This is a genomic window from Streptomyces sp. NPDC020299, from assembly GCF_044387825.1.
In the GTDB taxonomy this organism is placed as follows: domain Bacteria; phylum Actinomycetota; class Actinomycetes; order Streptomycetales; family Streptomycetaceae; genus Streptomyces.
Genome location: NZ_JBIRWL010000015.1, coordinates 197,625 through 219,843, shown reverse-complemented (window position 1 = coordinate 219,843; position 22,219 = coordinate 197,625). Strand labels below are relative to the sequence as shown.

16 protein-coding genes are annotated in these 22,219 nt (G+C 73.7%); 6 read left to right on the top strand and 10 right to left on the bottom strand.

The window, feature by feature from the left end:
- The first annotated feature begins 50 nt into the window (after positions 1-50).
- From eccE to ACH45E_RS33115, 3 genes are all read left to right on the top strand, one after another.
- Positions 51-1,388 carry a type VII secretion protein EccE gene (gene eccE / locus ACH45E_RS33125; RefSeq protein ID WP_361447024.1) on the top strand — a complete coding sequence of 446 codons (1,338 nt, stop codon included), beginning with the start codon at positions 51-53 and terminating at the stop codon, positions 1,386-1,388.
- Positions 1,385-2,173, top strand: a complete 789-nt coding sequence (locus tag ACH45E_RS33120) for a hypothetical protein (RefSeq protein WP_399042064.1) — start codon at positions 1,385-1,387, stop codon at positions 2,171-2,173. The genes eccE and ACH45E_RS33120 overlap by 4 nt, the downstream gene beginning before the upstream one ends.
- A 326-nt stretch (positions 2,174-2,499) precedes the next feature.
- The gene (locus ACH45E_RS33115; protein WP_361447026.1) at positions 2,500-6,003 is read left to right on the top strand and encodes an SCO5717 family growth-regulating ATPase; all 3,504 of its coding nucleotides are present in this window, start codon (positions 2,500-2,502) and stop codon (positions 6,001-6,003) included.
- 63 nt (positions 6,004-6,066) lie between these two features.
- Here the strand turns inward: ACH45E_RS33115 and ACH45E_RS33110 are convergent, their stop codons facing one another.
- From ACH45E_RS33110 to rimP, 9 genes are all read right to left on the bottom strand, one after another.
- Complete coding sequence (locus ACH45E_RS33110) at positions 6,067-7,014, bottom strand: bifunctional riboflavin kinase/FAD synthetase (protein WP_361447028.1); 948 nt, start codon at positions 7,012-7,014, stop codon at positions 6,067-6,069.
- Positions 7,015-7,134: 120 nt separating this feature from the next.
- Positions 7,135-10,641, bottom strand: a complete 3,507-nt coding sequence (locus ACH45E_RS33105) for a trypsin-like peptidase domain-containing protein (RefSeq protein ID WP_361447030.1) — start codon at positions 10,639-10,641, stop codon at positions 7,135-7,137.
- 271 nt (positions 10,642-10,912) lie between these two features.
- The gene (gene truB / locus ACH45E_RS33100) at positions 10,913-11,818 is read right to left on the bottom strand and encodes a tRNA pseudouridine(55) synthase TruB (protein ID WP_361447032.1); all 906 of its coding nucleotides are present in this window, start codon (positions 11,816-11,818) and stop codon (positions 10,913-10,915) included.
- The gene (rbfA, locus tag ACH45E_RS33095) at positions 11,815-12,267 is read right to left on the bottom strand and encodes a 30S ribosome-binding factor RbfA (RefSeq protein ID WP_361447034.1); all 453 of its coding nucleotides are present in this window, start codon (positions 12,265-12,267) and stop codon (positions 11,815-11,817) included. The genes truB and rbfA overlap by 4 nt, the downstream gene beginning before the upstream one ends.
- Before the next feature lie 36 nt (positions 12,268-12,303).
- On the bottom strand, positions 12,304-12,597 hold the full coding sequence (locus tag ACH45E_RS33090; RefSeq protein ID WP_361447036.1) for a DUF503 domain-containing protein: 294 nt from the start codon (positions 12,595-12,597) through the stop codon (positions 12,304-12,306).
- Between the two features lie 154 nt (positions 12,598-12,751).
- Positions 12,752-15,856, bottom strand: coding sequence for a translation initiation factor IF-2 (gene infB / locus ACH45E_RS33085; protein WP_361447038.1), 3,105 nt, complete (start codon positions 15,854-15,856; stop codon positions 12,752-12,754).
- A gap of 147 nt (positions 15,857-16,003) precedes the next feature.
- Positions 16,004-16,300, bottom strand: coding sequence for a YlxR family protein (locus tag ACH45E_RS33080; protein WP_361447040.1), 297 nt, complete (start codon positions 16,298-16,300; stop codon positions 16,004-16,006).
- A gap of 102 nt (positions 16,301-16,402) precedes the next feature.
- Complete coding sequence (gene nusA, locus ACH45E_RS33075) at positions 16,403-17,389, bottom strand: transcription termination factor NusA (protein WP_361447042.1); 987 nt, start codon at positions 17,387-17,389, stop codon at positions 16,403-16,405.
- Positions 17,390-17,391: 2 nt separating this feature from the next.
- Entirely contained in the window at positions 17,392-17,889 is a 498-nt protein-coding gene (rimP, locus tag ACH45E_RS33070) for a ribosome maturation factor RimP (protein ID WP_361447044.1), read from the bottom strand.
- Positions 17,890-18,358: 469 nt separating this feature from the next.
- Here rimP and ACH45E_RS33065 point away from each other — a divergent pair, with 469 nt between their 5' ends.
- The 3 genes from ACH45E_RS33065 to ACH45E_RS33055 are packed head-to-tail and all read left to right on the top strand — an operon-like array spanning position 18,359 to position 20,386.
- Complete coding sequence (locus ACH45E_RS33065; RefSeq protein WP_361447046.1) at positions 18,359-18,937, top strand: hypothetical protein; 579 nt, start codon at positions 18,359-18,361, stop codon at positions 18,935-18,937.
- The gene (locus tag ACH45E_RS33060) at positions 18,934-19,440 is read left to right on the top strand and encodes a ferritin-like domain-containing protein (protein WP_361447047.1); all 507 of its coding nucleotides are present in this window, start codon (positions 18,934-18,936) and stop codon (positions 19,438-19,440) included. Before ACH45E_RS33065 ends, ACH45E_RS33060 begins: the two co-directional genes overlap by 4 nt.
- A gap of 46 nt (positions 19,441-19,486) precedes the next feature.
- Entirely contained in the window at positions 19,487-20,386 is a 900-nt protein-coding gene (locus tag ACH45E_RS33055; RefSeq protein WP_361447049.1) for an aminoglycoside phosphotransferase family protein, read from the top strand.
- Positions 20,387-20,476: 90 nt separating this feature from the next.
- On the opposite strand, the gene ACH45E_RS33050 is transcribed toward ACH45E_RS33055, so the two are convergent.
- Positions 20,477-22,180 carry a proline--tRNA ligase gene (locus ACH45E_RS33050; protein ID WP_361447051.1) on the bottom strand — a complete coding sequence of 568 codons (1,704 nt, stop codon included), beginning with the start codon at positions 22,178-22,180 and terminating at the stop codon, positions 20,477-20,479.
- Between the last annotated feature and the right edge of the window lie 39 nt (positions 22,181-22,219).

The window sequence follows — 22,219 nt, the reverse complement described above, 5'->3', positions numbered from 1 at the left end:
AGTGGGGAGCCGGCACCAGCGAGTTGTGAAAAATACGGGGGGATGGAGTGATGGCTTCCGGTACTCGGACGCGGTCGCGCGAGCGGTCGCGGGGCCGGGGTGCCGCAGCGCCCGGTCCCGAGACCGCTCCGCGGCCGTCGGCCGTTCAGCCGCGGCAGCAGGCATCGGGCACGCCGCACCTCAGGGCACGCCCGGGGCAGGGCGGCTCGTTCCGGCTGCAACGGCTCGTGCTGCTGGAGCTCGCGGTGGCCGTGCTGGTCACCGGCTGGGCGACGGGCCCCGCGGCGCTCGTGCCGGCGGCTCTGGTCGCCGTCGCGCTCGTGCTGCTCGCGGTGGTCAGCCGTCGGGGCCGTTCACTGCCCGAATGGCTGCTGACAGCAAGGGCGTTGCGGGCCCGTCAGCGCCGGGCGGCGAACACCGCGGTTCCGCCGGGCACCGAACCCGCATTGGTGCCCGCGGTGGAGTGCGAGCCCGCCCTGCGCACCTACTCCTATGGTTCCCGCGACCGGCGTCCCGTCGGCATCGTCGGTGACGGGACCTTCGTCACCGCCGTTCTTCAGGTGGAGGCCGATGCCACCGCGGTGCGGGCCGAGCGGAGTCGTCAGCCGTTGCCGCTCGGGCTGGTGCGGGACGCCCTCGAAGTGGACGGTATACGGCTGGAGTCGGCGCAGATCGTGCTGCACACGCAGCCGGCGCCCGCGCTGCACCTGCCCCAGCAGTCCGTGGCCGTGGCCAACTACCTGCCCCTGCAGGAGCAGACCGGCGCTCCGGCCGTCCGCATCACCTGGATCGCGCTGAAGCTGGATCCCGAGCTGTGCGCGGAGGCCGTGGCCGCGCGCGGGGGTGGCCTGCTCGGCGCGCAGAAGTGTGTCGTCCGTACGGCCGACCATCTGGCGAGCCGGCTGACGGGGGCCGGGTTCCGGGCGACCGTGCTCGACGAGGAGGAGCTCATCGCCGCCCTCGCCACCTCGGCCTGCGCCAATCCTCTGGTGACGGCCGACGCCGGGCGGACCGAGGCGCGGGAGCGGCGGACCCAGGAGTCCGGCCGCAGTTGGCGCTGCGACAACCGTCGGCACACCACGTACTGGATCCGCCGATGGCCCCAGCTGGGTGGCGACCGAGGGGCGTCCCTGCCGCAACTGATCGCCGAGATCACCGCCATACCCGCGCTGGCCACCACCTTCAGCCTCACCCTCGCGCGCGGGGAGCGGCAGGAGGTGTCCCTGTGCGGGCATCTGCGGGTTACCGGCCGCAGCGACGACGAACTGGTCTCCGCCCGGCGGGCACTGGAGGGGGCCGCCCGGGAGGCGGGTGCGGGGCTCGCCCGGCTCGACCGGGAGCAGTTGCCCGGGATGCTCGCCACGTTGCCCCTCGGAGGTGTGCGGTGACGACCCCGACGACACGGCGGACCGCCGGCACGGCGGTCGGACCGGAGGGCGCCGAGCCATCGGCCGGCCAGCGGGTGACCGCCCGGCTGCGCAACGGCTTCGGCCTGCTCGGTCCCCGGCATGGGCGGCATGCGCTGCCCGCGGAACTGCTGGACTCGCTCGCGCTGCCCATCGGGGACGACGGGGTCGTGGCCGGTGTGGACTCCGAGGGGCAGCCGGCCGTGCTGGGGCTCAACCGGCCCACTGCGTACGACGTCGTGCTGATCGGTGGGCTGTGGACCGCGCAGGTGCTCGCGCTGCGGGCCGCGGCGACGGGGGCGCGGGTCGCCGTCGAGACCGGTCGGCCGCAGGCCTGGACACAGATGGTGCACGCCATGGGTGGCGGCCAGAACGGCCTTGCGGTGTACGACGTGGGCCGTGTGCCGCCGCAGGGCGCGTCGGCCGGTACGCCGGTCCTGGTGGTGCGGGACTGCGGCATGCGGCCGCCTCGCGGGCGGGTGACTTCCGGTCCGTGGCAGTCGGTGCTGACGCTGCTGCCGTATCTCAGTCCGGTCGCGCCCCGGCTTCTTCGGCAGGCGCGACTGGCGGGCATCCAGCGGGTCTCGCCGGACGAGGCCGGGGAACTGGGGCGCGCCATGGGGCTGAACCGGGTCGAGGTGGAGGCCCTGCCGACGCTCGCCGACGGCGTCACCCTCTGGTGTGCCGACCGTGATCGGCAGTATGTGATGACGCAGCCGACCGATGCCGAGGTCGGATTGTTGGGTACGCCACGGCGGATGGACTGACCAACGGGGTGCACACTGACCCGACTTGATAGTTCTTGCCCGTATTGTTCGTTGATGGTGCGCCAATGCGGCGGCGCAGTGGGCCACTTCCGGGCGGGGTGTGACCTGGTGGGTCGGTGCTGAGGGGCGGACGGGCCTGCCCGGGTGCGGCTCGTGGTGATTAGGCTGGTACCGGGTGCGATGCCAGAACCCGTGGACCGGGCATCGACGGCCCAGGGGGAGAGCCGGTGGATCGGACTACCTCGAACGACTACGGACGACTGAGAACGACACGACATGGTCGCCCCGGCACGGCATGAGGGTGCTCGACCACACCAGGAGGAACTGTGAGCAGCGATCGGGACGGGATCCGCGGGGGCTGGGCCACACCCGGCGATGACCAGCCCGACGCGGAGTCCGCCGTCGAGGCGACGGGCGAGTTCACCATCGACTACGCGCCGCCTGCCTGGTACACGCAGAACGCGTCGCAGGCGGGCGGGGCGGCGGAGGGCTCCGGGCAGGGCTCGAGGGCCGGTGGGGCCTCCGGTCCCGCATCCGGGCCCGGTGCGGCTGGTGCGGCCGGTGGGCCGCCCGCTTCGCCGTACGCGGATGCCGGGGGCGCTCCGATTCCGGGGCTGGCCCCGCCGCCGCACGCGACTCGGGCGGCCGGTTCCGTGGCTCCCGGCGCGCCCTTCATGCCGCCTCCCCCGGCTCCCCCGGCTCCTGCGCCGGGGGCGCCGTTCACGCCGCCCGCGCCGCCTACCGGGGGGCCGGGTGCGGTGCCGAGGCTGCCGATGGGGAGCGGGTTCGAGCCGCAGGCCTCGCAGCAGCCGCAGCAGGCTTCGCAGACGGAGGGGCAGGCTCAGTCGTGGACGCCGCCCGCGCCGCCTGCGCCGCCTGCGCCGCCCGCGCCGGCCGCGCCGGCCGAAGCTGATAATGGTGATCTGGAGAGTGGCGCCACCATGCGTTTCTCGGCCGTCGCGCTGAAGCGCGAGATGGCCGCGATCGCGGAGCGCGCCGATGTCTCCGACGATGACGGTTCGGGTGAGCCGGGTGAGCCGGGCGCGTCGAAGGACGTGGCCGAGGCGGAGGCGCAGGGCACGGGCGAGACCGATGGGGCCGACGTGATCGAGCTCCGGAGCGCGCCCGAGGGCGCCTCCGAGGCGTCCGTGGAGGCCGGCGAAGCGGTCGCCGACTCCGGCGAGGACGCCGAGCCCGTGGCGGCGGAGGCTCCCGCCGAAGAGGCCGCGCCGCAGGCCGACATCCCGGTGGAGGAGGAGGTGGAGGAGGAGTCCGCGGACGCCTCTGCCGAGGACAGCGAGGCGGCTGAGACGGACGCCGAGCCTGCCGTCTCCCCCGCCGCTGACGCGGAGTCCTCGGAGGCCGAGGTCGTGGCCGAGGTCGTGGCCGAGGTCGAGGACGCCATGGGAGCGGAGGCCGAGGTTCAGGACGCCGACTCCGCCGATGCCGAGCCCGCCAAGGCTCCGCGGGCTCAGGATGACGCCCCCGAGGCGGAGCCCGCTGTCGCCGACGCCGTTCCGCAGGACAGCGTTCCGCAGGACGCCCCACCCGCCTGGACTCCCCCGCCGGCGCCGCAGGCCGGAGTGCCTCCGCTGCCGCCGTCGTACCAGCCCGCCGCCCCGACACCGGCGGACCAGTGGCCTGCCCAGCCGCAGCCTCAGCAGCCCGAACCGGTGCCGGGACCGCAGCCCGCCGCCGCGCAGGGCCCGGCGGCCGTGCCGCCGCAGCAGCCCCCGTTCCAGCCCCAGGCGCCTCAGCCCGCGCCCGCCGCCTGGAACCAGCCCCCGGCCCCGCCGGCCGCACCCCAGCCGGGCCAGCCGTACGCCCCCGCCCCCGCGCCCAACCCGCAGACGGGATACGGCTTCCCGCAGCCGGGCACCCCGACCGCGGCGGCACCACAGCCGCCCCACGCCGCCGCCCCCACTCCCAACCCGCAGACGGGATACGGCTTCCCCCAGCCCACCGGTCCCGCCGGCCCACCGCCCGCCCAGCCGGGCCAGGGCTACGGCTTCCCCCCGCCCCCCAACCAGCAGGCCCACAACCAGCCGCAGCCCCCGCAGGCACCCCAAGCCGCACCCCAAGCCGCACAGCCCCAGGCACCCGCACCGGACGCCCGACCCCCCGCCCCCGGCTACGGCTTCCCGCAGCCCGGCACAGCGGCTCCCGCCGCCCCGGTGCAGCAGCCGGGCGGCGCGCCCGTGCCCCCGGCCCCGCACCAGACCGCCGGCTATGGCTTCCCCCCGCCCCCCAACCAGCAGGCCCAGCCCCCGCAGGCGCCCCAGGCACCCGCACCGGACGCCCGACCCCCCGCCCCCAGCTACGGCTTCCCTCACCCCGCGGGCCCCACAGGCACCCCCGACTCCCCCGCCGGCCAAGGCGGCTACGGCTTCCCCCAGCCGCCCAACCAGCCGGGTCAGGAGCAGCAGCAGCCTCCTCAGCCTCCTCAGGCCCCCGTCGATCCCCGTGCCGGGGCCGCCTGGCCGCAGCCCATACAGCATGACCAGCGGCAGATGACCAACCCCGGTGCCGCACCGCTGGGTTACACCGCGGCCGTGGAGCTGTCGTCGGACCGGCTGCTCAACAACAAGAAGCAGAAGGCGAAGAGCGGGCGGCCCGCGGCGGTCTCGTCGCGGTTCAAGCTGGGCGGGAAGAAGGAGGAGGCGGAGCGGCAGCGGAAGCTGGAGCTGATCCGGACGCCGGTGCTGTCCTGCTACCGGATCGCCGTCATCAGCCTCAAGGGCGGCGTGGGCAAGACCACCACGACGACCGCGCTGGGCTCCACCCTGGCCTCCGAGCGGCAGGACAAGATCCTCGCCATCGACGCGAACCCGGACGCCGGTACGCTCGGCCGCCGTGTGCGCCGTGAGACAGGGGCGACCATCCGGGACCTCGTCCAGGCGATCCCGTACCTCAACTCGTACATGGACATCCGGCGGTTCACGTCCCAGGCGCCGTCCGGCCTGGAGATCATCGCCAACGACGTCGACCCGGCCGTCTCCACGACCTTCAACGACGAGGACTACCGGCGCGCGATCGACGTGCTGGGCAGGCAGTACCCGGTCATCCTCACCGACTCGGGCACGGGTCTGCTGTACAGCGCGATGCGCGGTGTGCTCGACCTCGCCGACCAGCTCATCATCATCTCCACTCCGTCGGTGGACGGTGCGAGCAGCGCCAGTACGACGCTGGACTGGCTGTCCGCGCACGGGTACGCCGACCTCGTCTCGCGGTCCATCACCGTCATCTCCGGGGTGCGCGAGACCGGCAAGATGATCAAGGTGGAGGACATCGTCAGCCACTTCGAGACGCGGTGCCGGGGTGTCGTGGTCGTGCCGTTCGACGAGCATCTCGCCGCCGGTGCCGAAGTCGACCTCGACATGATGCGGCCGAAGGTGCGGGAGGCGTACTTCAACCTCGCGGCGATGGTCGCGGAGGACTTCGTACGGCACCAGCAGGCGCACGGGCTGTGGACGAACGACGGCAACCCGCCGCCGGTGGCCGCCCCTCCGATGCCGGGTCAGCCCTTCCCCGGCCAGCCCATGCCGGGCCAGCCCATGCCCGGGCAGCAGTACCCGGCGCCCGGGCAGCAGCCGTACGCCCCGGGTCAGCCCTATCCCCAGCAGGGCCAGCCGCCCGCCCAGCCGTACCCGCCGGCCCAGGGTCAGCCGTACCCCCAGGCCCCGGCCCCCGGCCAGCCCTACCCGCCGGCCCAGGGCCAGCCCGCCCAGCCGTACCCGCCGCAGCCCGGTTACCCGCAGCCCGGCCAGGACCAGGGCCGGCCCCCGCAGGCGCAGCCTCCGCAGCCTCCGCAGGCTCCGCCCCAGCAGTAGGACGGCACAAATAAGGGCGGCCGGTGCGTTCTCGCACCGGCCGCCCTTCGACTACCGCCAGGCCTACCGATCCGCCTCGACCAGCTCCCGGCAGCGCTTCACGTCCTCGGCCATCTGCTCCAACAGGGCCTGAAGCGACTCGAACTTCGCCTGCCCGCGCACGTACGCCAGGAAGTCGACGGCGACGTGCAGCCCGTACAGGTCGAGGCCGACGCGGTCGATGGCGTACGCCTCCACCGTGCGCTCGGTGCCGTCGAACTGCGGGTTCGTGCCGACGGAGATCGCGGCCGGCATCACCTCGCCCTGCGCGTGCAGATAACCGGCGTACACGCCGTCGGCCGGGATCGCGGTGTGCGCGAGCGTCTCCACGTTGGCCGTGGGGAAGCCCAGTTCGCGGCCGCGCTGGGCGCCGCGGACGACCACGCCCTCCACGCGGTGCGGGCGGCCCAGGATCTCGCGGGCGCCCTCGACGTCGCCCTCGGCGACCAGGCGCCGGGTCAGGGTCGAGGAGAAGGGCTCGCCGCCGCCCGCGGCGCCGGTCACGTACAGGTCGACGACCTCGACCTCGAAGTCGTAGATCTTGCCCTGGTCGGTCAGGAACTCGACGTTACCGGCCGCCTTGTGGCCGAAACGGAAGTTCGGGCCCTCGACGACCGCCTTGGCGTGCAGCTTGTCCACCAGGACCTTGACGACGAAGTCGGCCGGGGACAGCTTCGAGAACTCGGTGGTGAAGGGAAGGATCAGCACCGCGTCCACGCCCAGCTCGGCCATCAGTTCGGCGCGCCGGTGGTGCGGGGCGAGCAGCGGCGGGTGGCTGCCGGGGCGGACTACCTCGCTGGGGTGCGGGTCGAAGGTGACGACGACGGAGGGAACGCCCAGCTCGCGGGCCCGGTCCACCGCGTGCTTGATGATCAGCTGGTGGCCGCGGTGCACCCCGTCATAGGAGCCGATGGTGACGACGCTGCGCCCCCAGTCCTGGGGGATGTCCTCCAAGCCACGCCAGCGCTGCACTGTGACCGCTCCTCGAACCCGTGTCCGTATCTACCGTTTACCGCTTACGCAGGTCTAAGGGTGCCATGCCGCGCCTTCCGGGCCCGCATCGGCATGGGGGCTGTGACCCGGCGCACGTCATCACGCCGGTACGTGGGTGCGCAGCAATTCCAGCAGTTCCCGGCGCAGGGGGCGGGAGGCCGGAGTGCCCGGGGCTGCCAGCACGGCCGCGAGGGCCGTCCGTACCGGCGTCGGGCCGCCGTCCAGCAGGCCGGTGACCAGGGGCAGCAGCACGGCGCGGGCAGCCGGTCCCTGGTCGAGGCGGCGGCCGACGAACGCCGCCACGGGCTCGGCGGTCTCCGGCCGCAGCCCGGCCGCCTCCCGCACCAGCGCGGCGACCCGGCCGGCCAGCCGGGGTGTGGTGACGTCGGCGAGGGCGCGCAGCACCGCGCCCGCTCCCACCCCGGCGCGCAGCCGGGCGCGGAAGACGTCGAGAACCTGGTCGGGGTCCGTGGCCAGAGCGGGGACGAGGGCGCTCGGCGGGAACTGCGGGTCGCCGGTGGCGAACTGCCGCAGCGCCTGCGGGAGGTGGCGGGCGCGGGTGTGCGGGTCCCGGACGAGGAGGGCGAGCGCGCCACCGTGCAGGCAGGCGTCGGCGGGGCGGGCGAGCAGGGCGAGGGCCGCGTGGCGCAGCAGCTCGCGGTCGGCCTCGGTCCGTACGTGGGGTGCGGCGCGCAGTCCGTACGCCATGGCGGCGGCTCGCCGCGCCGGCCGCTCGTCGTGCGCCCACCGGTCCACCGCCCGGCAGACGGCGGAGGCCTCGTCCTCGGCGAGCACCGTGAGCAGTTCGTCGCCGCGTCGGTGCGCGCTGTCCACGAGCACCTCCGTGAGGTCGTCCAGTGCGCCGTGCCGGTGGGTGTGCAGCAGCGCCTGCGCGGCCGTGGCCACGGTGGCGTGCGGGGTGGCGGGCAGTGGCCGCTCGTCGTCGAACCAGCGGGTCAGGTGCGGTTGTACGGCGGTGGGGCCGGCGGCGAGGAGCCGGGCCACGGCGTCGAGGTAGCGGGTGCTGGCGGGCGGCGGGGCAAAGGCGTCGTCGTCGCGTCGCCCCGGCCACGCCGGCGGGCCGGGCGGGGTCGCCGACCCGGCGGGCTCCTGCGGGGCCTCGTCCGCCTGGACCAGGCGGCGCAGCAGGTCGAAGCGCTCCTGGTCCGGGATCGGCAGAGCGGTCCAGAAGGCGGGGCCGAAGTCCGCGGAGACGGGGTGGTGCCGGCGCCGGCGGGCGACGATGCGGTCGGCCAGCAGGCGGAGCACACCGGTGTACGGGGTCGCGTCGGGGACCTGCGACAGCGTCTGGGCGAGCAGACGCGCGGCCCACCACGAGTCGGGGTCCGCGTCCAGGGCGTGGACCAACTCCTCCAGGCTTCCGGCGAGTTCGGCCGTGCCGTGCTGGCGGGCGAGGAGGAGCAAGGCCTGGACGACGGGACCGACGCGGTGATGCGGGACGGGCAGCGGGCGGCTCTCCTGCGGGGCCTGTGGGATCTGTGGGATCTGTGGGGCCTGTGTGATCTCTGGGGCCTGTGGGCCCTGCGGTTCCTGCCGGGCGCGACGGCGGTGGACCAGGGCGTGCAGGGCCTCGTCCAGGTCGAGGTGCGTGCCCTGGATCCAGTCGGCGAACTCCTCGTGGGCGAAGCGGTAGCCGTTCCCGGCGGGCACCAGCAGGCCTTCCGTGAGGACGGCGGACGCCCAGCCGGTGCCGCGGCCCAGCCAGGCGGGGGCGGGGCCCCAGGGGAACACCGACTCGAAGGTCGCCCGGTCCAGCTCGCCCTGCCCCGGTCCGAGGCTGCGCCGGGCGGCCTCGTGGACCTGGCGGGAGACCCGGGCGGCGAGACGCCGTACGGCGGTGCCGCGCAGGCCGTTCGCGGCGGCGAGGCGGACCGCGACGCGCAGGCACATCAGGTCCAGGTAGGCGGAGAACACCTCGTGCCGGTCGGCGGGGGTCGCCGGGGTGTCCGGCGGCAGGGCTGCGCGGACTTCCGACAGGAGGCGGAGGGTGAGGGGGTGACGGGCGTCGCGCTCGGTGAGGGCCCCCTCGGGGACGCCGTAGCGGGCGCGGGCGCGGCGGGCCTCGTCCGGGGTGAGGTCGGTCAGGTGCACGCAGGGCGGGAGCGGGCGGGGCGGGGCGGCGAGGGCGGGAACAGCGACGGCGGCACCGACCGCGGGGCGGTACAGCGCCTCCGGCGGGAACTCGGCTCCGGCACCCTCCCAGTACTCCTCCCGGCACGCCACGACCAGCCGTGCCCCGGTCGCGCGCAGCCATTGAGCCGTCGCCGCGGTCCACTCGGGGAGCCGGTGGGCGAGGACGGGAGGCATCTCCTCGGGGCCGTCGAGCAGGAGCAGCAGGGGGCGGCCGACCCGCCCGGCGACACGGGCGAGGCACTCCGGGGTGGCCTCTCCCGGACCGGCCGGACCGCCCCCGCCACCCTGATCCGCAGCGCCGGCCGAGCCACCCGGGTCACCGGCGTCGTCACCGGCGCAGTCCCCGGGAAGCGGCCACCGGGAGGCGGCGATGATACGGGCCGCCCGCTCCAGCGCGCGGTGTGCCGCGTCGGCCACCGAGCCGTCGGCATCCTCGAGGTCGGCTCCGCGCAGCCACAGCGTGGGTGCCGGTTCCGATGCGCGGCCGCGGCGTGCGGCGAGGGCCGCGAGTTCGGTCGTACGGCCGCTGCCCGGGGCGCCGACGAGGCCGAGGACGGCACCACCGCCGGCTTCGGCGAAGGACGTCAACTGCCGGACGACTTCGGTCCGTTCGACGGGATCGACGGTCCCCGGCCCGGTGGCGCCGATCCGGCCCACGTGCCCGGCGAGGGCTCCGGGCGGGCCGTCCTGCCCCACCGAGGTGGCGGTCAGCTCCAGGACGCCCGCCAGATTGAGGTCGGCTCCGTACGCGGGCACGGTCGCGGCGTTGCGGTCGAGGAGTGCGGCGAGCCGGGCGTCGGCCGCCGCGCGCAGCGGCACGGCGAAGCCGGCCTCCCGGTCACCGGACCGCAGGGCCGTGCCGAGGACGCCGAGCACGGCGCCGGTCTCCGGGTCGAGCACCGGCCCGCCGGCCGCTCCGCCGCCGGGCCGCAGCGCGTCCCGGCCCGCCGTGCCCATCGCCAACTCCAGGGCGTCGCCGAGGGGATGGCAGCGGTCCGTGGCCGTGTAGGTCACCTCGACGGCGCCGAGCACCCGTGCCTCGCGCCAGCCGCCGGCGGCGATACGCACATACGCGCCGGTCGTGATCCGGTCCCGTGCGCTCACCGGGAGCGGCTCCACGCCGAGGCACTCGGTGCGGACCAGCGCGAGGGCAAGGGCGGGCAGCGGGGTGACGGCGTCGGCGGTCACGACGCGGGTCCGCTCGTCCGCGGTGCACAGCACCAGCCCGGCCAGGCCGTCGACGGCCTCGTGGCTGGTGACGAGGGTGCCCTGGTGGTCGGCGACGAATCCGGTGCCGCGCGGGCGGCCGGCCAGGTCGCGGATCCGGACCAGACGCGCGTCGAGGGCGCGGTATCCGTCCTCGCCGGGCGTGTCCCGCCGTCGCTCCCGCTGGGTCGCGTCCTCGCGGTCCCGTCCGGTGCCGCCTCCGGTACGCGGGCCCCGTGCCGCCATGATCGAACCCTCCCGACCGTGCACCCGTGCTCTGTCCACGACGGTAGGCCGGAAATGATCAGTGGGACAGATCGTGCGGCGAAAGCGCCCCCTTCCGCTCCCCCCGTTCACTCCGAGCGCCCGCACGGTCGGGTGAATAGGCGGGGGCGGCTGGATACACCCTAGGGGTGGGGGAACCGAGGGGGGACCGTGGAGCGGCGACGACATCCCGTGGCCGCCGCTCCACGGGCAGAACAGCCCACGGACAGAGCCCATGGGCCCCGGGCCCGGGTCAGCCGAAGACGGCCAGGCTCTTGGCCTTGCCCTTGTGCTCCTCGACCAGCGCGAGGAAGCGTCCCTCGGGGTCGAAGACGGCGACGGGGCCGGCGCCCGCGTACTCCTCGGGCATCTCCAGCCGCACGCCGTTGAGGAGCAGCCGGGCGCGCCTGGCGTCGACGTTCCAGCGCTGGAACGCGGCCGTGGCCGCCTCGGCGACGGGCATCACGGTCAGCTCCTCCTGGAGCTGTTCCAGCGTCTTCGCGGCGTCCAGCTTGTACGGACCGACGCGGGTGCGGCGCAGCGCGGTGAGGTGTCCGCCGACACCGAGGCCGGCGCCCAGGTCGCGCGCCAGGGCACGGATGTAGGTGCCGGAGGAGCAGACCACCGACACCACCAGGTCGAGGACGGGCGTGCCGTTCTCGGCGACCGCGTCCCGGACGTCGTACACGGTGAAGGAGGAGACGGTGACTGGCCGGGCGGGGATCTCGAAGTCCTCGCCCTCACGGGCCCGCTTGTAGGACCGCACGCCGTCGATCTTGATGGCGCTGACCTTGGACGGCACCTGCATGATGTCGCCGGTCAGCAGGCCGACGCCGGCGTCGACGGCGTCCCGGGTGACCTTGGAGGCGTCGGCCGAGGCGGTGACCTCGCCCTCGGCGTCGTCGGTGACCGTGGTCTGGCCGAGGCGGATGGTGCCGACGTACTCCTTCTCCGTGAGGGCGAGGTGCCCGAGGAGCTTCGTCGCCTTCTCGACGCCGAGGACGAGCACGCCCGTCGCCATGGGGTCGAGGGTGCCGGCGTGGCCGACGCGGCGGGTCCTGGCGATGCCGCGCATCTTGGCGACCACGTCGTGCGAAGTGAAGCCCGACGGCTTGTCGACGATGACAAGGCCGTCGGGCGTGGTGCGCTTCTGGGTCATTCGGCGGTGTCGTCCGTCTCGTCCTCGGCGTCCGGCTTGCGGTACGGGTCCGCGTCACCGGCGTACGTGGCGCTCGCGGACGCCTCGCGTACCTTCTCGTCGGACTGGCGCGCCTTGTCGAGGAGGTCCTCGATGCTCCGGGCGGTGTCGGGGAGGGCGTCCGCGACGAAGGCGAGGGTCGGCGTGAACTTCACGCCGGCCGCACGGCCGACCTCGGAGCGAAGGATGCCCTTGGCGCTCTCCAGGCCCGCCGCTACGGCCTTCCGCTCCTCCTCGTCGCCGTAGACCGTGTAGAAGACGGTCGCCTCCCGCAGGTCCCCGGTGACCCGGGTGTCCGTGATGGTGACGTGCGAGCCGAGCCGCGGGTCCTTGATCCCGCGCTGCAGCTTCTGGGCCACCACCTCTCGGATGAGGTCCGCCAGCCTCTTGGCACGCGCGTTGTCGGCCACTGGTCGTCTCCCGTTCTTCCTGTTCTACGTTCGAAATCAGTCGTCGTCCCCGTGCAAGCGGCGTCTCACCGACAGCAGCTCCACCTCGGGGCGCCCGGCGACCAGCCGCTCGCAACGGTCCAGTACGTCGGTCAGATGCCCCGCGTCGCCGGAGACCACCGCCAGGCCGATGACGGCCCTGCGATGGAGGTCCATGTGATCCACCTCCGCCGCGCTCACCGTGTACTTCCGCTGAAGCTCGGCCACGATCGGGCGGACGACGGAGCGCTTCTCCTTCAGCGACCGGACGTCGCCGAGCAGGAGGTCGAAGGACAGAGTCCCCACATACATATGTGTGTCCGGATGACCCGCCGGTACGGGATTGACGGGCCCGCCGGCAGATCGGCGGGAACATCAGAACCGTACAACGAACGGCCGGGGCCGATCGACGGAAATATTCTCCGTCGACCGGCCCCGGACCGGACCGTCTCGGAAGCCCGAGCGCTTACACGCGCGGCTTCTCCCGCATCTCGTACGTCGCGATGACGTCGTCGATCTTGATGTCGTTGAAGTTTCCGAGGTTGATACCACCCTCGAAGCCTTCGCGGATCTCGGTGACGTCGTCCTTGAAGCGGCGCAGACCGGAGATGGTGAGGTTCTCCGCGACCACCTTGCCGTCGCGGATGAGGCGCGCCTTGGTGTTGCGCTTGACCTCGCCCGAACGGACCAGGACACCGGCGATGTTGCCCAGCTTGGACGACTTGAAGACCTCGCGGATCTCCGCCGTACCGAGCTCGACCTCCTCGTACTCCGGCTTGAGCATGCCCTTGAGGGCCGCCTCGATCTCCTCGATCGCCTGGTAGATGACCGAGTAGTACCGGACGTCCACACCTTCGCGCTCGGCCATCTGCGCCGCGCGGCCGGCCGCGCGGACGTTGAAGCCGATCACGATGGCGTCGGAGCCCATCGCCAGGTCGATGTCGGACTCCGTGACCGCACCGACGCCGCGGTGCAGGACGCGGATGTCGACCTCTTCGCCGACGTCCAGCTGGAGCAGCGAGGACTCGAGGGCCTCGACGGAACCGGAAGCGTCACCCTTGATGATCAGGTTCAGCTGCTGGACCTCGCCGGCCTTGAGCACCTTGTCCAGGTCCTCGAGCGACACACGGCGCGTGCGCTTGGCGAACGCGGCGTTGCGCTCACGGGCGGCGCGCTTCTCGGCGATCTGACGGGCCGTACGGTCCTCGTCGACCACCAGGAAGTTGTCGCCCGCACCCGGGACGTTGGTCAGGCCCAGGACCTGGACCGGCGTCGACGGGCCGGCCTCGGCGACGTTGTTGCCGTTGTCGTCGAGCATGGCGCGCACGCGGCCGTAGGCGTCGCCCACCACCATCGTGTCGCCGACCCGCAGGGTGCCTCGCTGGACGAGGACCGTCGCCACGGCACCGCGGCCGCGGTCGAGACGGGACTCGATCGAGATGCCCTGCGCGTCCTGGGCCGGGTTGGCCCGCAGGTCGAGCGAGGCGTCGGCGGTGAGGACGACGGCCTCGAGGAGGCTGTCGATGTGCAGACCCTGCTTGGCGGAGATGTCGACGAACATCGTGTCGCCGCCGTACTCCTCGGCCACCAGACCGTACTCGGTCAGCTGACCGCGCACCTTGGTCGGGTCGGCACCCTCGACGTCGATCTTGTTGACCGCGACGACGATCGGGACGTCGGCCGCCTTGGCGTGGTTGAGCGCCTCGACCGTCTGCGGCATGACGCCGTCGTTGGCCGCGACGACCAGGATCGCGATGTCGGTCGACTTCGCACCACGGGCACGCATGGCGGTGAACGCCTCGTGACCCGGGGTGTCGATGAAGGTGATCTTGCGCTCTTCGTCGTTGACCTCGGTCGCGACCTGGTAGGCACCGATGTGCTGGGTGATGCCGCCGGCCTCGCCCGCGATGACGTTCGTCTTGCGGATGGCGTCGAGCAGTCGGGTCTTACCGTGATCGACGTGGCCCATGACGGTGACGACCGGCGGACGGACCACCAGGTCCTCCTCGTCGCCCTCGTCCTCGCCGAACTCGATGTCGAAGGACTCGAGGAGCTCGCGGTCCTCCTCCTCGGGACTGACGATCTGAACCGTGTAGTTCATCTCGCCCGCGAGGAGGTGCAGCGTCTCGTCGGAGACGGACTGCGTGGCCGTGACCATCTCGCCCAGGTTCATCATGACCGCGACGAGCGACGCCGGGTTGGCGTTGATCTTCTCGGCGAAGTCGGTGAGCGACGCACCGCGCGACAGGCGAATGCTCTCGCCGTTGCCGCGAGGCAGCATCACGCCGCCGACCGACGGGGCCTGCATGGCCTCGTACTCCTGGCGCCTCTGCCGCTTCGACTTGCGACCACGACGCGCGGGACCGCCGGGACGGCCGAAGGCGCCCTGCGTGCCACCACGGCCACCGGGACCACCGGGACGGCCGCCGAAGCCGGGACGGCCACCGCCGCCGCCACCGGGACCACCGGGACGGCCGGCGAAACCGCCGCCACCGCCACCGGGACCGGCAGGACGGCCGGCGAAGCCGCCGCCACCGCCACCCGGACGGCCGGCGAAGCCGCCGCCGCCCGGACGACCGCCGCCACCACCGGGACGACCGCCGCCGCCACCGGGGCCACGGCCGCCGGGGCCACCGCCACCGGGACGCGGACCCGCGGCGGGACGCTGCGGCATCATGCCCGGGTTCGGACGCGGGCCGCCGGGGCCGCCGCCGGGACGGGGACCGCCCTGCGGACGCGGCATCGAGCCCGGGGTCGGGCGCGGACCGCCCGGAGCCTGCGGACGCGGACCGCCGCCCTGGGCGCCGGGCGCCTGGGGACGGGGGCCGCCGCCGGGGGCACCGGGACCGCCGGGGCGCGGACCGCCCTGCGGGCGCGGGGCCTGCGGGCGGGCCATGCCGGTGGAGCCACCGGAGGTGAAGGGGTTGTTACCCGGACGCGGACCGGCCGGACGGCCGCCGGGACGCTGGCCCTGGCCGCCGGGACGACCGCCGCCCTGAGCGGCAGCGGGACGCTCGCCCCGCTCGCCTCGCTCGCCCCGCTGGCCCTGGCCGGGACCGCCTGGACGGCCGCCGGGCTTGGGGGCGCCGGGACGCGCGCCGGGGCGCGGACCCTGGGCGGCCGGAGCCTGCGGAGCCGAGGCCTGCGGGGCCGGAGCGGCCGGCGGAGCGGTGAACTCCGGGGCGGCCGGGGCCGGACGCGGCGCGGGCTTCGGACCCGGAACCGGGCGCGGGCCGGGAGTCGGCGCCGACGGAGCCGACGGCTGCTGGGCCGCGGGCTGCGGGGCGGCCGGCTGCGGGGCCGACGGCGGCTTGGGGGCGCCCGGCTTCGGGGCAGCCGGACGTGCCGCCTGCGCCGGAGAGGGCGCGGCGGGCCTGGGGGCGGCCTTGCGCGGGGCGGACTTGCCGTTGCCGCCGCCCTGGAAGGCGTCGGTCAGCTTGCGTACTACGGGCGCTTCGATCGTCGAAGACGCCGAACGGACGAATTCACCGAGTTCCTGGAGCTTGGCCATGACGACCTTGCTCTCCACACCGAACTCCTTGGCGAGTTCGTATACCCGGACCTTAGCCACTTCGCTCCTTTTAGGTCCGGGTTGCGTCCGGACCGTCGCTACTTCATGGGCGTACTCATCGCGTGCTCATCGAGTGCTCATCGCAATCTCGACCTACTTCCAACTCGCGGGGTACCAGGGCCGCACGGGGGTTCCGCGCGACGCTTCTTACGGTGTTGCCTGTTCGGCAACTGTCATCTGCTCGACGTACCGGCGCAACACCTTTGTGTCGAGCGCTCCCGGGGCGCGCAACGCCCGCGTGAACGCCCGGCGGCGTACCGCCTGGTCGAGACAGACCTGGGCGGGGTGCACGTACGCACCCCGGCCGGGCAGCGTACCGCGAGGATCGGGGACGCATGCGTCCTTGATCGCCACGATGCGCAGCAGTTCCGTCTTGGCCGCTCGCTCCCGGCACCCCACACAGGTGCGTTCAGGGCATGCTCCGGCGTGCGTCCGGCCAGACACAGCTAAGTCTACCTCCCCGTACCGACCTCACCCCTTTGGGGCAAAGATCGAACAGTTGTCGTGCATATAACTGTCGTGATCTGAGCGACCTGCGGCCTGGATCTATTCCCCGGCCGGCTCGGTGTCCGGCCGGATGTCGATCCGCCAGCCGGTGAGCCGGGCGGCCAGCCGGGCGTTCTGCCCTTCCTTGCCGATCGCCAGCGACAACTGGTAGTCCGGCACGGTCACCCGGGCGGACCGGGCGGCCATGTCGACCACCTCGACCTTGGACACCCGGGCGGGTGACAGCGCGTTCGCGACCATCTCCGCCGGGTCGTCCGACCAGTCGACGATGTCGATCTTCTCGCCGTTCAGCTCGCCCATCACATTGCGCACCCGGCCGCCCATGGGACCGATGCAGGCGCCCTTGGCGTTCAGGCCCGAACGGGTGGAACGGACGGCGATCTTCGTACGGTGACCGGCCTCACGGGCGATCGCGGCGATCTCGACCGAGCCGTCGGCGATCTCCGGCACCTCGAGCGCGAAGAGCTTCTTCACCAGGGCGGGGTGGGTGCGCGAAAGAGTGACCGAGGGTCCGCGGACGCCCTTCGCCACCCGTACGACGTAACTGCGCAACCGCATACCGTGCTGGTACGTCTCCCCCGGCACCTGCTCCTGCACCGGCAGGATGGCCTCCAGCTTGCCGATGTCGACGAGCACGTTCTTCGGGTCGCGGCCCTGCTGCACCACTCCGGTGACGATGTCGCCCTCGCGGCCGGCGTACTCGCCGAGCGTCGCGTCGTCCTCGGCGTCACGCAGCCGCTGCAGGATGACCTGCTTGGCGGTGGTGGCGGCGATGCGGCCGAAGCCGGACGGGGTGTCGTCGAACTCGCGGGCCTCCTGGCCCTCCTCGAGGTCCTCGGGGTCCTCCTTCGCCCACACGGTCACATGCCCGGTCTCCCGGCTGAGCTCCACGCGCGCGTGTCGGCGGCTTCCCTCGGTGCGGTGATAGGCGATGAGGAGGGCCGATTCGATCGCCTCGACCAGCAGGTCGAAGGAGATCTCCTTCTCCCGAACCAAGCCCCGCAGGGCACTCATGTCGATGTCCACGGCTACGCCTCCTCTTCCTTCTTGTCCTTGCGGCTGAACTCGACCTGCACGCGCGCCTTGACGATGTCCGGGAAGCCGAGTCTGCGGGTGGTGGCCTTGCGGCCCTTGACCCCGGGCACTTCGAGGTCGAGGCCTTCGTCGTCGACCGTCAGGATCCTGGCGACCAGCTCGCCGTCCTCGGCGAGCTGGAACTTCGCCAGCCGGCCGACCGCGCGAGCGTAGTGCCGGGGTTCCTTGAGGAGGCGCTCCGCGCCCGGGGTTCCGACCTCCAGGTCGTAGGCGCCCTCACCCATCGCGTCCGTCTCGTCGAGCTTCGCCGAGAGCGCGCGGCTCACATCGGCGATCTGGTCCAGGTCCGCCCCGGTGTCGGAGTCGACGACGACGCGCAGCACCCGCTTGCGTCCGACGGAGTCCACGGCGATCTCTTCGAGATCCAGGCCCTGGGAGGTGACGAGCGGTTCCAGCAGTTCTCGCAGCCTCTCGCTCTGGGTGGTGCTCATCCGGGTGACTCCTCGGCCGCGTGTGCTGTTGTGGGATGGGTCGCGTGTCTGGTCAAAGGGTATCGGGTCGCAGGGGGTGTTGCCGTCCACGTGTGCCTCCGGCGGTGTGACCCGGTTCGCCGGGGAGCCCGGGTGGCTGCGCCCCTCGGACGGCAGCCCAGGCGGTGCGACCCGTTCGCCCGGCAGCGCGGGCAGCCGCGCCCCTCGCCCGGCAGCGCGGACGGTGTGACCGTTCGCCCGGCAGCGCGGGCGGTGTGACCGGTTCGCCGGGGAGCTCGGGCGGCTGCGCCCTTCGGGCGGGCGTCGTCGGGGACTTGTCGCGCGCGCGGCGAAGTCGTGCGTCGATACGACCTCGCGCCCCTCAGACGGGTCCACGAGCCGGTGACATGGGTCGGCCGGGTTCGCGGGTACCGTGATCACCGGCGGGCCCCCGCCGGTGTGTTCGTACGAGTGCCCGAGGACGTCTGCCGTGCCCCTCCCCTCACCGCCGCGTGCCCTCTTGGGGCCGCGCAGAAGAACCCTGCTCGCGTCGGCCGCCGGAGCGGTGCTGCTCGCGGGCTGCTCCGACGGAAGCGGGGACTCCGGCGGCAGGGGTGGCGGCCTCTCGGTCGCCGAACGGGCACGCGCGCGTGCGGCCCGGGACAGCCTGGGGCTGGTGGAGCGGTACGACGCGGTGATCAGCGTCCATCCGGCGCTGGCGGACCGGCTGGGTCCGCTGCGGGCGGAGACCGCGGCCCACGCGGAGGCGTTCGGGGACGGCACGGCGGGCCCCTCGCGATCTTCGTCGGCTTCTTCGGGTTCTTCGGGTTCTTCGGGTTCCTCGTCGCCTTCCTCGTCTCCTTCGCGGTCCGCGGAGGACTCGGCGGCGCCGGCCGTGCCCGCCGGCGAGAAGGACGCGCTCGCCGCACTCGCCGCCGCCGAGCGCGCCCTCGCCGACCGGCGGGCGAAGGCGCTGCTGGGAGTGGAGGGGGAACTGGCCCGGCTGCTGGCCTCGGTGGCGGCCGCAGGAGCGGTGCACGCGTATCTGCTGACGGAGGGTGGCAGGTGAGCGGCGGGGCGAGGCACGGCGAACTCAAGGCCCTCCAGGCGGCGCTGGCCGCCGAGCACGCGGCCGTGTACGGGTACGGGGTGGTCGGCGGGCGGATCGGCGCGGGACGGCGCACTGAAGCACGGACGGCGTACGACGCGCATCGGGCGCGCAGGGATGCACTGGTCCGCGAAGTGCGCGACCTGGGCGGCTCCCCGGTGGCGGCGGACGCGGCGTACGCGCTGCCGTTCCCGGTGCCGGACTCCGCGGCGGCGGTGCGGCTCGCCGCCGAGTTGGAGGAACGCGTGGCCGGGGTGTACTCCGACGTGGTGCGGGCGACCACGGGTGGGCGGCGCGGCGAGGCCGCCGGGGCGCTGCGGGAGGCTGCGGTGCGGGCGGTGCGCTGGCGCGGGGAGAGCGTAGCCTTCCCTGGTCTCGCCGAGCGGGACGGTGCCGCGGCCGGTACGGCTGGTACGGCCGGGACCCCGGCACCGGCCTCGGGCTCGGCGGCACCGACGGCATGACCCGGCACCAGGAGGGGCCGGCACCCAGGAAGGGAACGACTCGCGCATGGCTTTCGAACCGCCGCAGCGTCTCGTCAGGGCGCTCGGTGAGACGGCACCGGACGGTGACGGCTGGCTGGACGAACTGCCTCAGGCCGTGCGGCAGGCCGTCGCGCTACGCGGGTTGACCGTCGAGCGGGTGCAGGTGCCGGGCGGCCGCAGCAGTCTGGTCGTGCTGGTGCGCCGGGCGGACGGGACCCCGGCCGTGCTGAAGCTGGCCCCGCCGCGCGCCCGGCCGGAGGCCGAACGCGCGGCGCTGGCGCACTGGGGCGGCCTGGGCGCCGTACAACTGCTGGAGGCGGACGGGACCGCGGGGGTGCTGCTGCTCGAGCGGCTGCACCCGGACGTGTCGGTGCGGTCGCTGCCCGAGGCGAAGGCGCTGCTGGAGGCGGCTGGGACGCTGCGGCGGCTGTGGGTGGAACCTCCGGCGGAGTTCTCCTTCGAGACCGTCGACGGGCGGACCGGGCGGCAGGCCGAGGCCATGCGGGCCGGCGCGGCGGCCGACCCCGAGGTCGCCCCGCTGGTCGAGGCGGCGCTCGCGGCCCGTGCGGAGTTGCTGGCCGCGCCGCCGGAGCACCGGCTGCTGCACGGCACCTTCCGGCAGAGCAAGGTGCTCGCCGGGGAGCGGATGCCGTGGCTGGCGGTGGGGCCGGACCCGCTGGTCGGCGAGTGCGCCTTCGACCTCGCCCGGCTGGTCCGGGACCGGGTGGAGGACCTGATCGCCACGCCGTCGGGGGCGGCGACGACCCGGCGGCGGGTGAAGCGGCTCGCTCAGTCGCTGGACGTGGACCAGGACCGGCTGCGCGGCTGGACGCTGTTCCGCGCGGTGGAGTCCGGGGTACGGGCCCGCCGGGTGGGCCGGGAACAGGACGCGGAACTGCTGCTGGAGTTCGCGGGCTGGCTCTGAGTGCCCCGGCCCGGCCGACGCGTGCATGACCGTTCCCCGCCGTAGTGACGTTCTGTCACGCCCTACGGCCGGGGAACGGCCAGAGAGTTCTCAGGCGGTCAGGCGCGCGATCGCCTCGTCCACCGTGAGCTCCTCGCGCTCACCGGTCTTGCGGTCCTTCAGCTCGAGGACGCCCTCGGCCGAGCGGCGGCCCGCGACCAGGATCTTCGGTACGCCGATCAGCTCGGAGTCGGTGAACTTCACGCCCGGCGACACCCCGGCCCGGTCGTCGACCAGGACGCGCAGCCCGGCCGCCCGCAGCTTCTCGGAGACCTCCAGCGCCAGCTCGGTCTGCAGCGCCTTGCCGGCGGCGACCACGTGCACGTCGGCCGGGGCGACCTCGGCCGGCCAGCACAGGCCCTTGTCGTCGGCGGTCTGCTCGGCCAGCGCCGCGACCGCGCGGGAGACGCCGATGCCGTAGGAGCCCATGGTGACGCGGACCGGCTTGCCGTGCTGGCCGAGGACGTCGAACTTGAGGGCGTCGGCGTACTTCCGGCCGAGCTGGAAGATGTGGCCGATCTCGATGGCCCGGTCCAGCTTGAGGCCGGTGCCGCACTTCGGGCAGGGGTCGCCCTCCTGGACGACCACCACGTCGACGTACGCGTCGACGTCGAAGTCACGGCCCGCGACGACGTTCTTCGCGTGCGTGCCCTCCTTGTTGGCGCCGGTGATCCAGGAGGTGCCGAGGGCCACGCGCGGGTCGGCGATGTACGTGACCTTCTCCCCCAGGCCCTGCGGACCGACGTAGCCCCGGACCAGGTCCGGGCGGCCCGTGAAGTCCTCGGCCGTCACCAGCTCCACGGCGGCCGGGGCGAAGTGCGCCTCGACCTTGTCCATGTCGACCTCGCGGTCGCCCGGGACGCCCACGGCCACGATCTCGCCGTCGACCTTGACGAGGAGGTTCTTCAGCGTGGCGGAGGCCGGGACGCCGAGGTGGGCGGCGAGGGTCTCGATGGTCGGGGTGTCCGGGGTCGGGATCTCCTCGAGCGCGGCCACGCCGTCGGCGTCCACCGTCTTCAGCTCGTACGAGATCGCCTCGGTGTTGGCCGCGAAGTCGCAGTGGGGGCAGTCCGCGAAGGTGTCCTCGCCGGCGTCGGCCGGGGCGAGGAACTCCTCCGACTTCGAGCCGCCCATCGCACCGGCGGTGGCGGCGCAGATGCGGTAGTCGAGGCCGAGGCGCGCGAACACCTTCTGGTAGGCCTCGCGGTGCAGGGCGTAGGACTGGGCCAGGCCCTCGTCCTCCGTGTCGAAGGAGTACGAGTCCTTCATGAGGAACTCGCGGCCGCGCAGGATGCCGGCCCGCGGGCGGGCCTCGTCACGGTACTTGTGCTGGATCTGGTACAGGATGACCGGCAGGTCCTTGTACGAGGACGCCTGGTCCTTCACCAGCAGGGTGAAGATCTCCTCGTGGGTGGGGCCGAGGAGGTAGTCGCCGCCCTTGCGGTCCTTCAGGCGGAACAGCTCGGCGCCGTACTCGTCCCAGCGGCCGGTCGCCTCGTACGGCTCACGCGGCAGGAGGGCGGGGAGGAGAACCTCCTGGGCGCCGATGGCGTCCATCTCCTCGCGGACGATGCGCTCCACGTTGGCGAGGACCTTCTTGCCGAGGGGCAGCCAGCTCCAGATGCCGGCGGCGGTACGGCGGACGTAGCCGGCGCGGACGAGGAGCTTGTGGCTGAGCACCTCGGCGTCGGCCGGGTCGTCGCGCAGCGTTTTCGCCATCAGCTGGGACATGCGCTGGACGGGTGCGTTCGCCATGGTTCTCGTACTCCTGCCGGGTAACAGTGATGGCTAGGA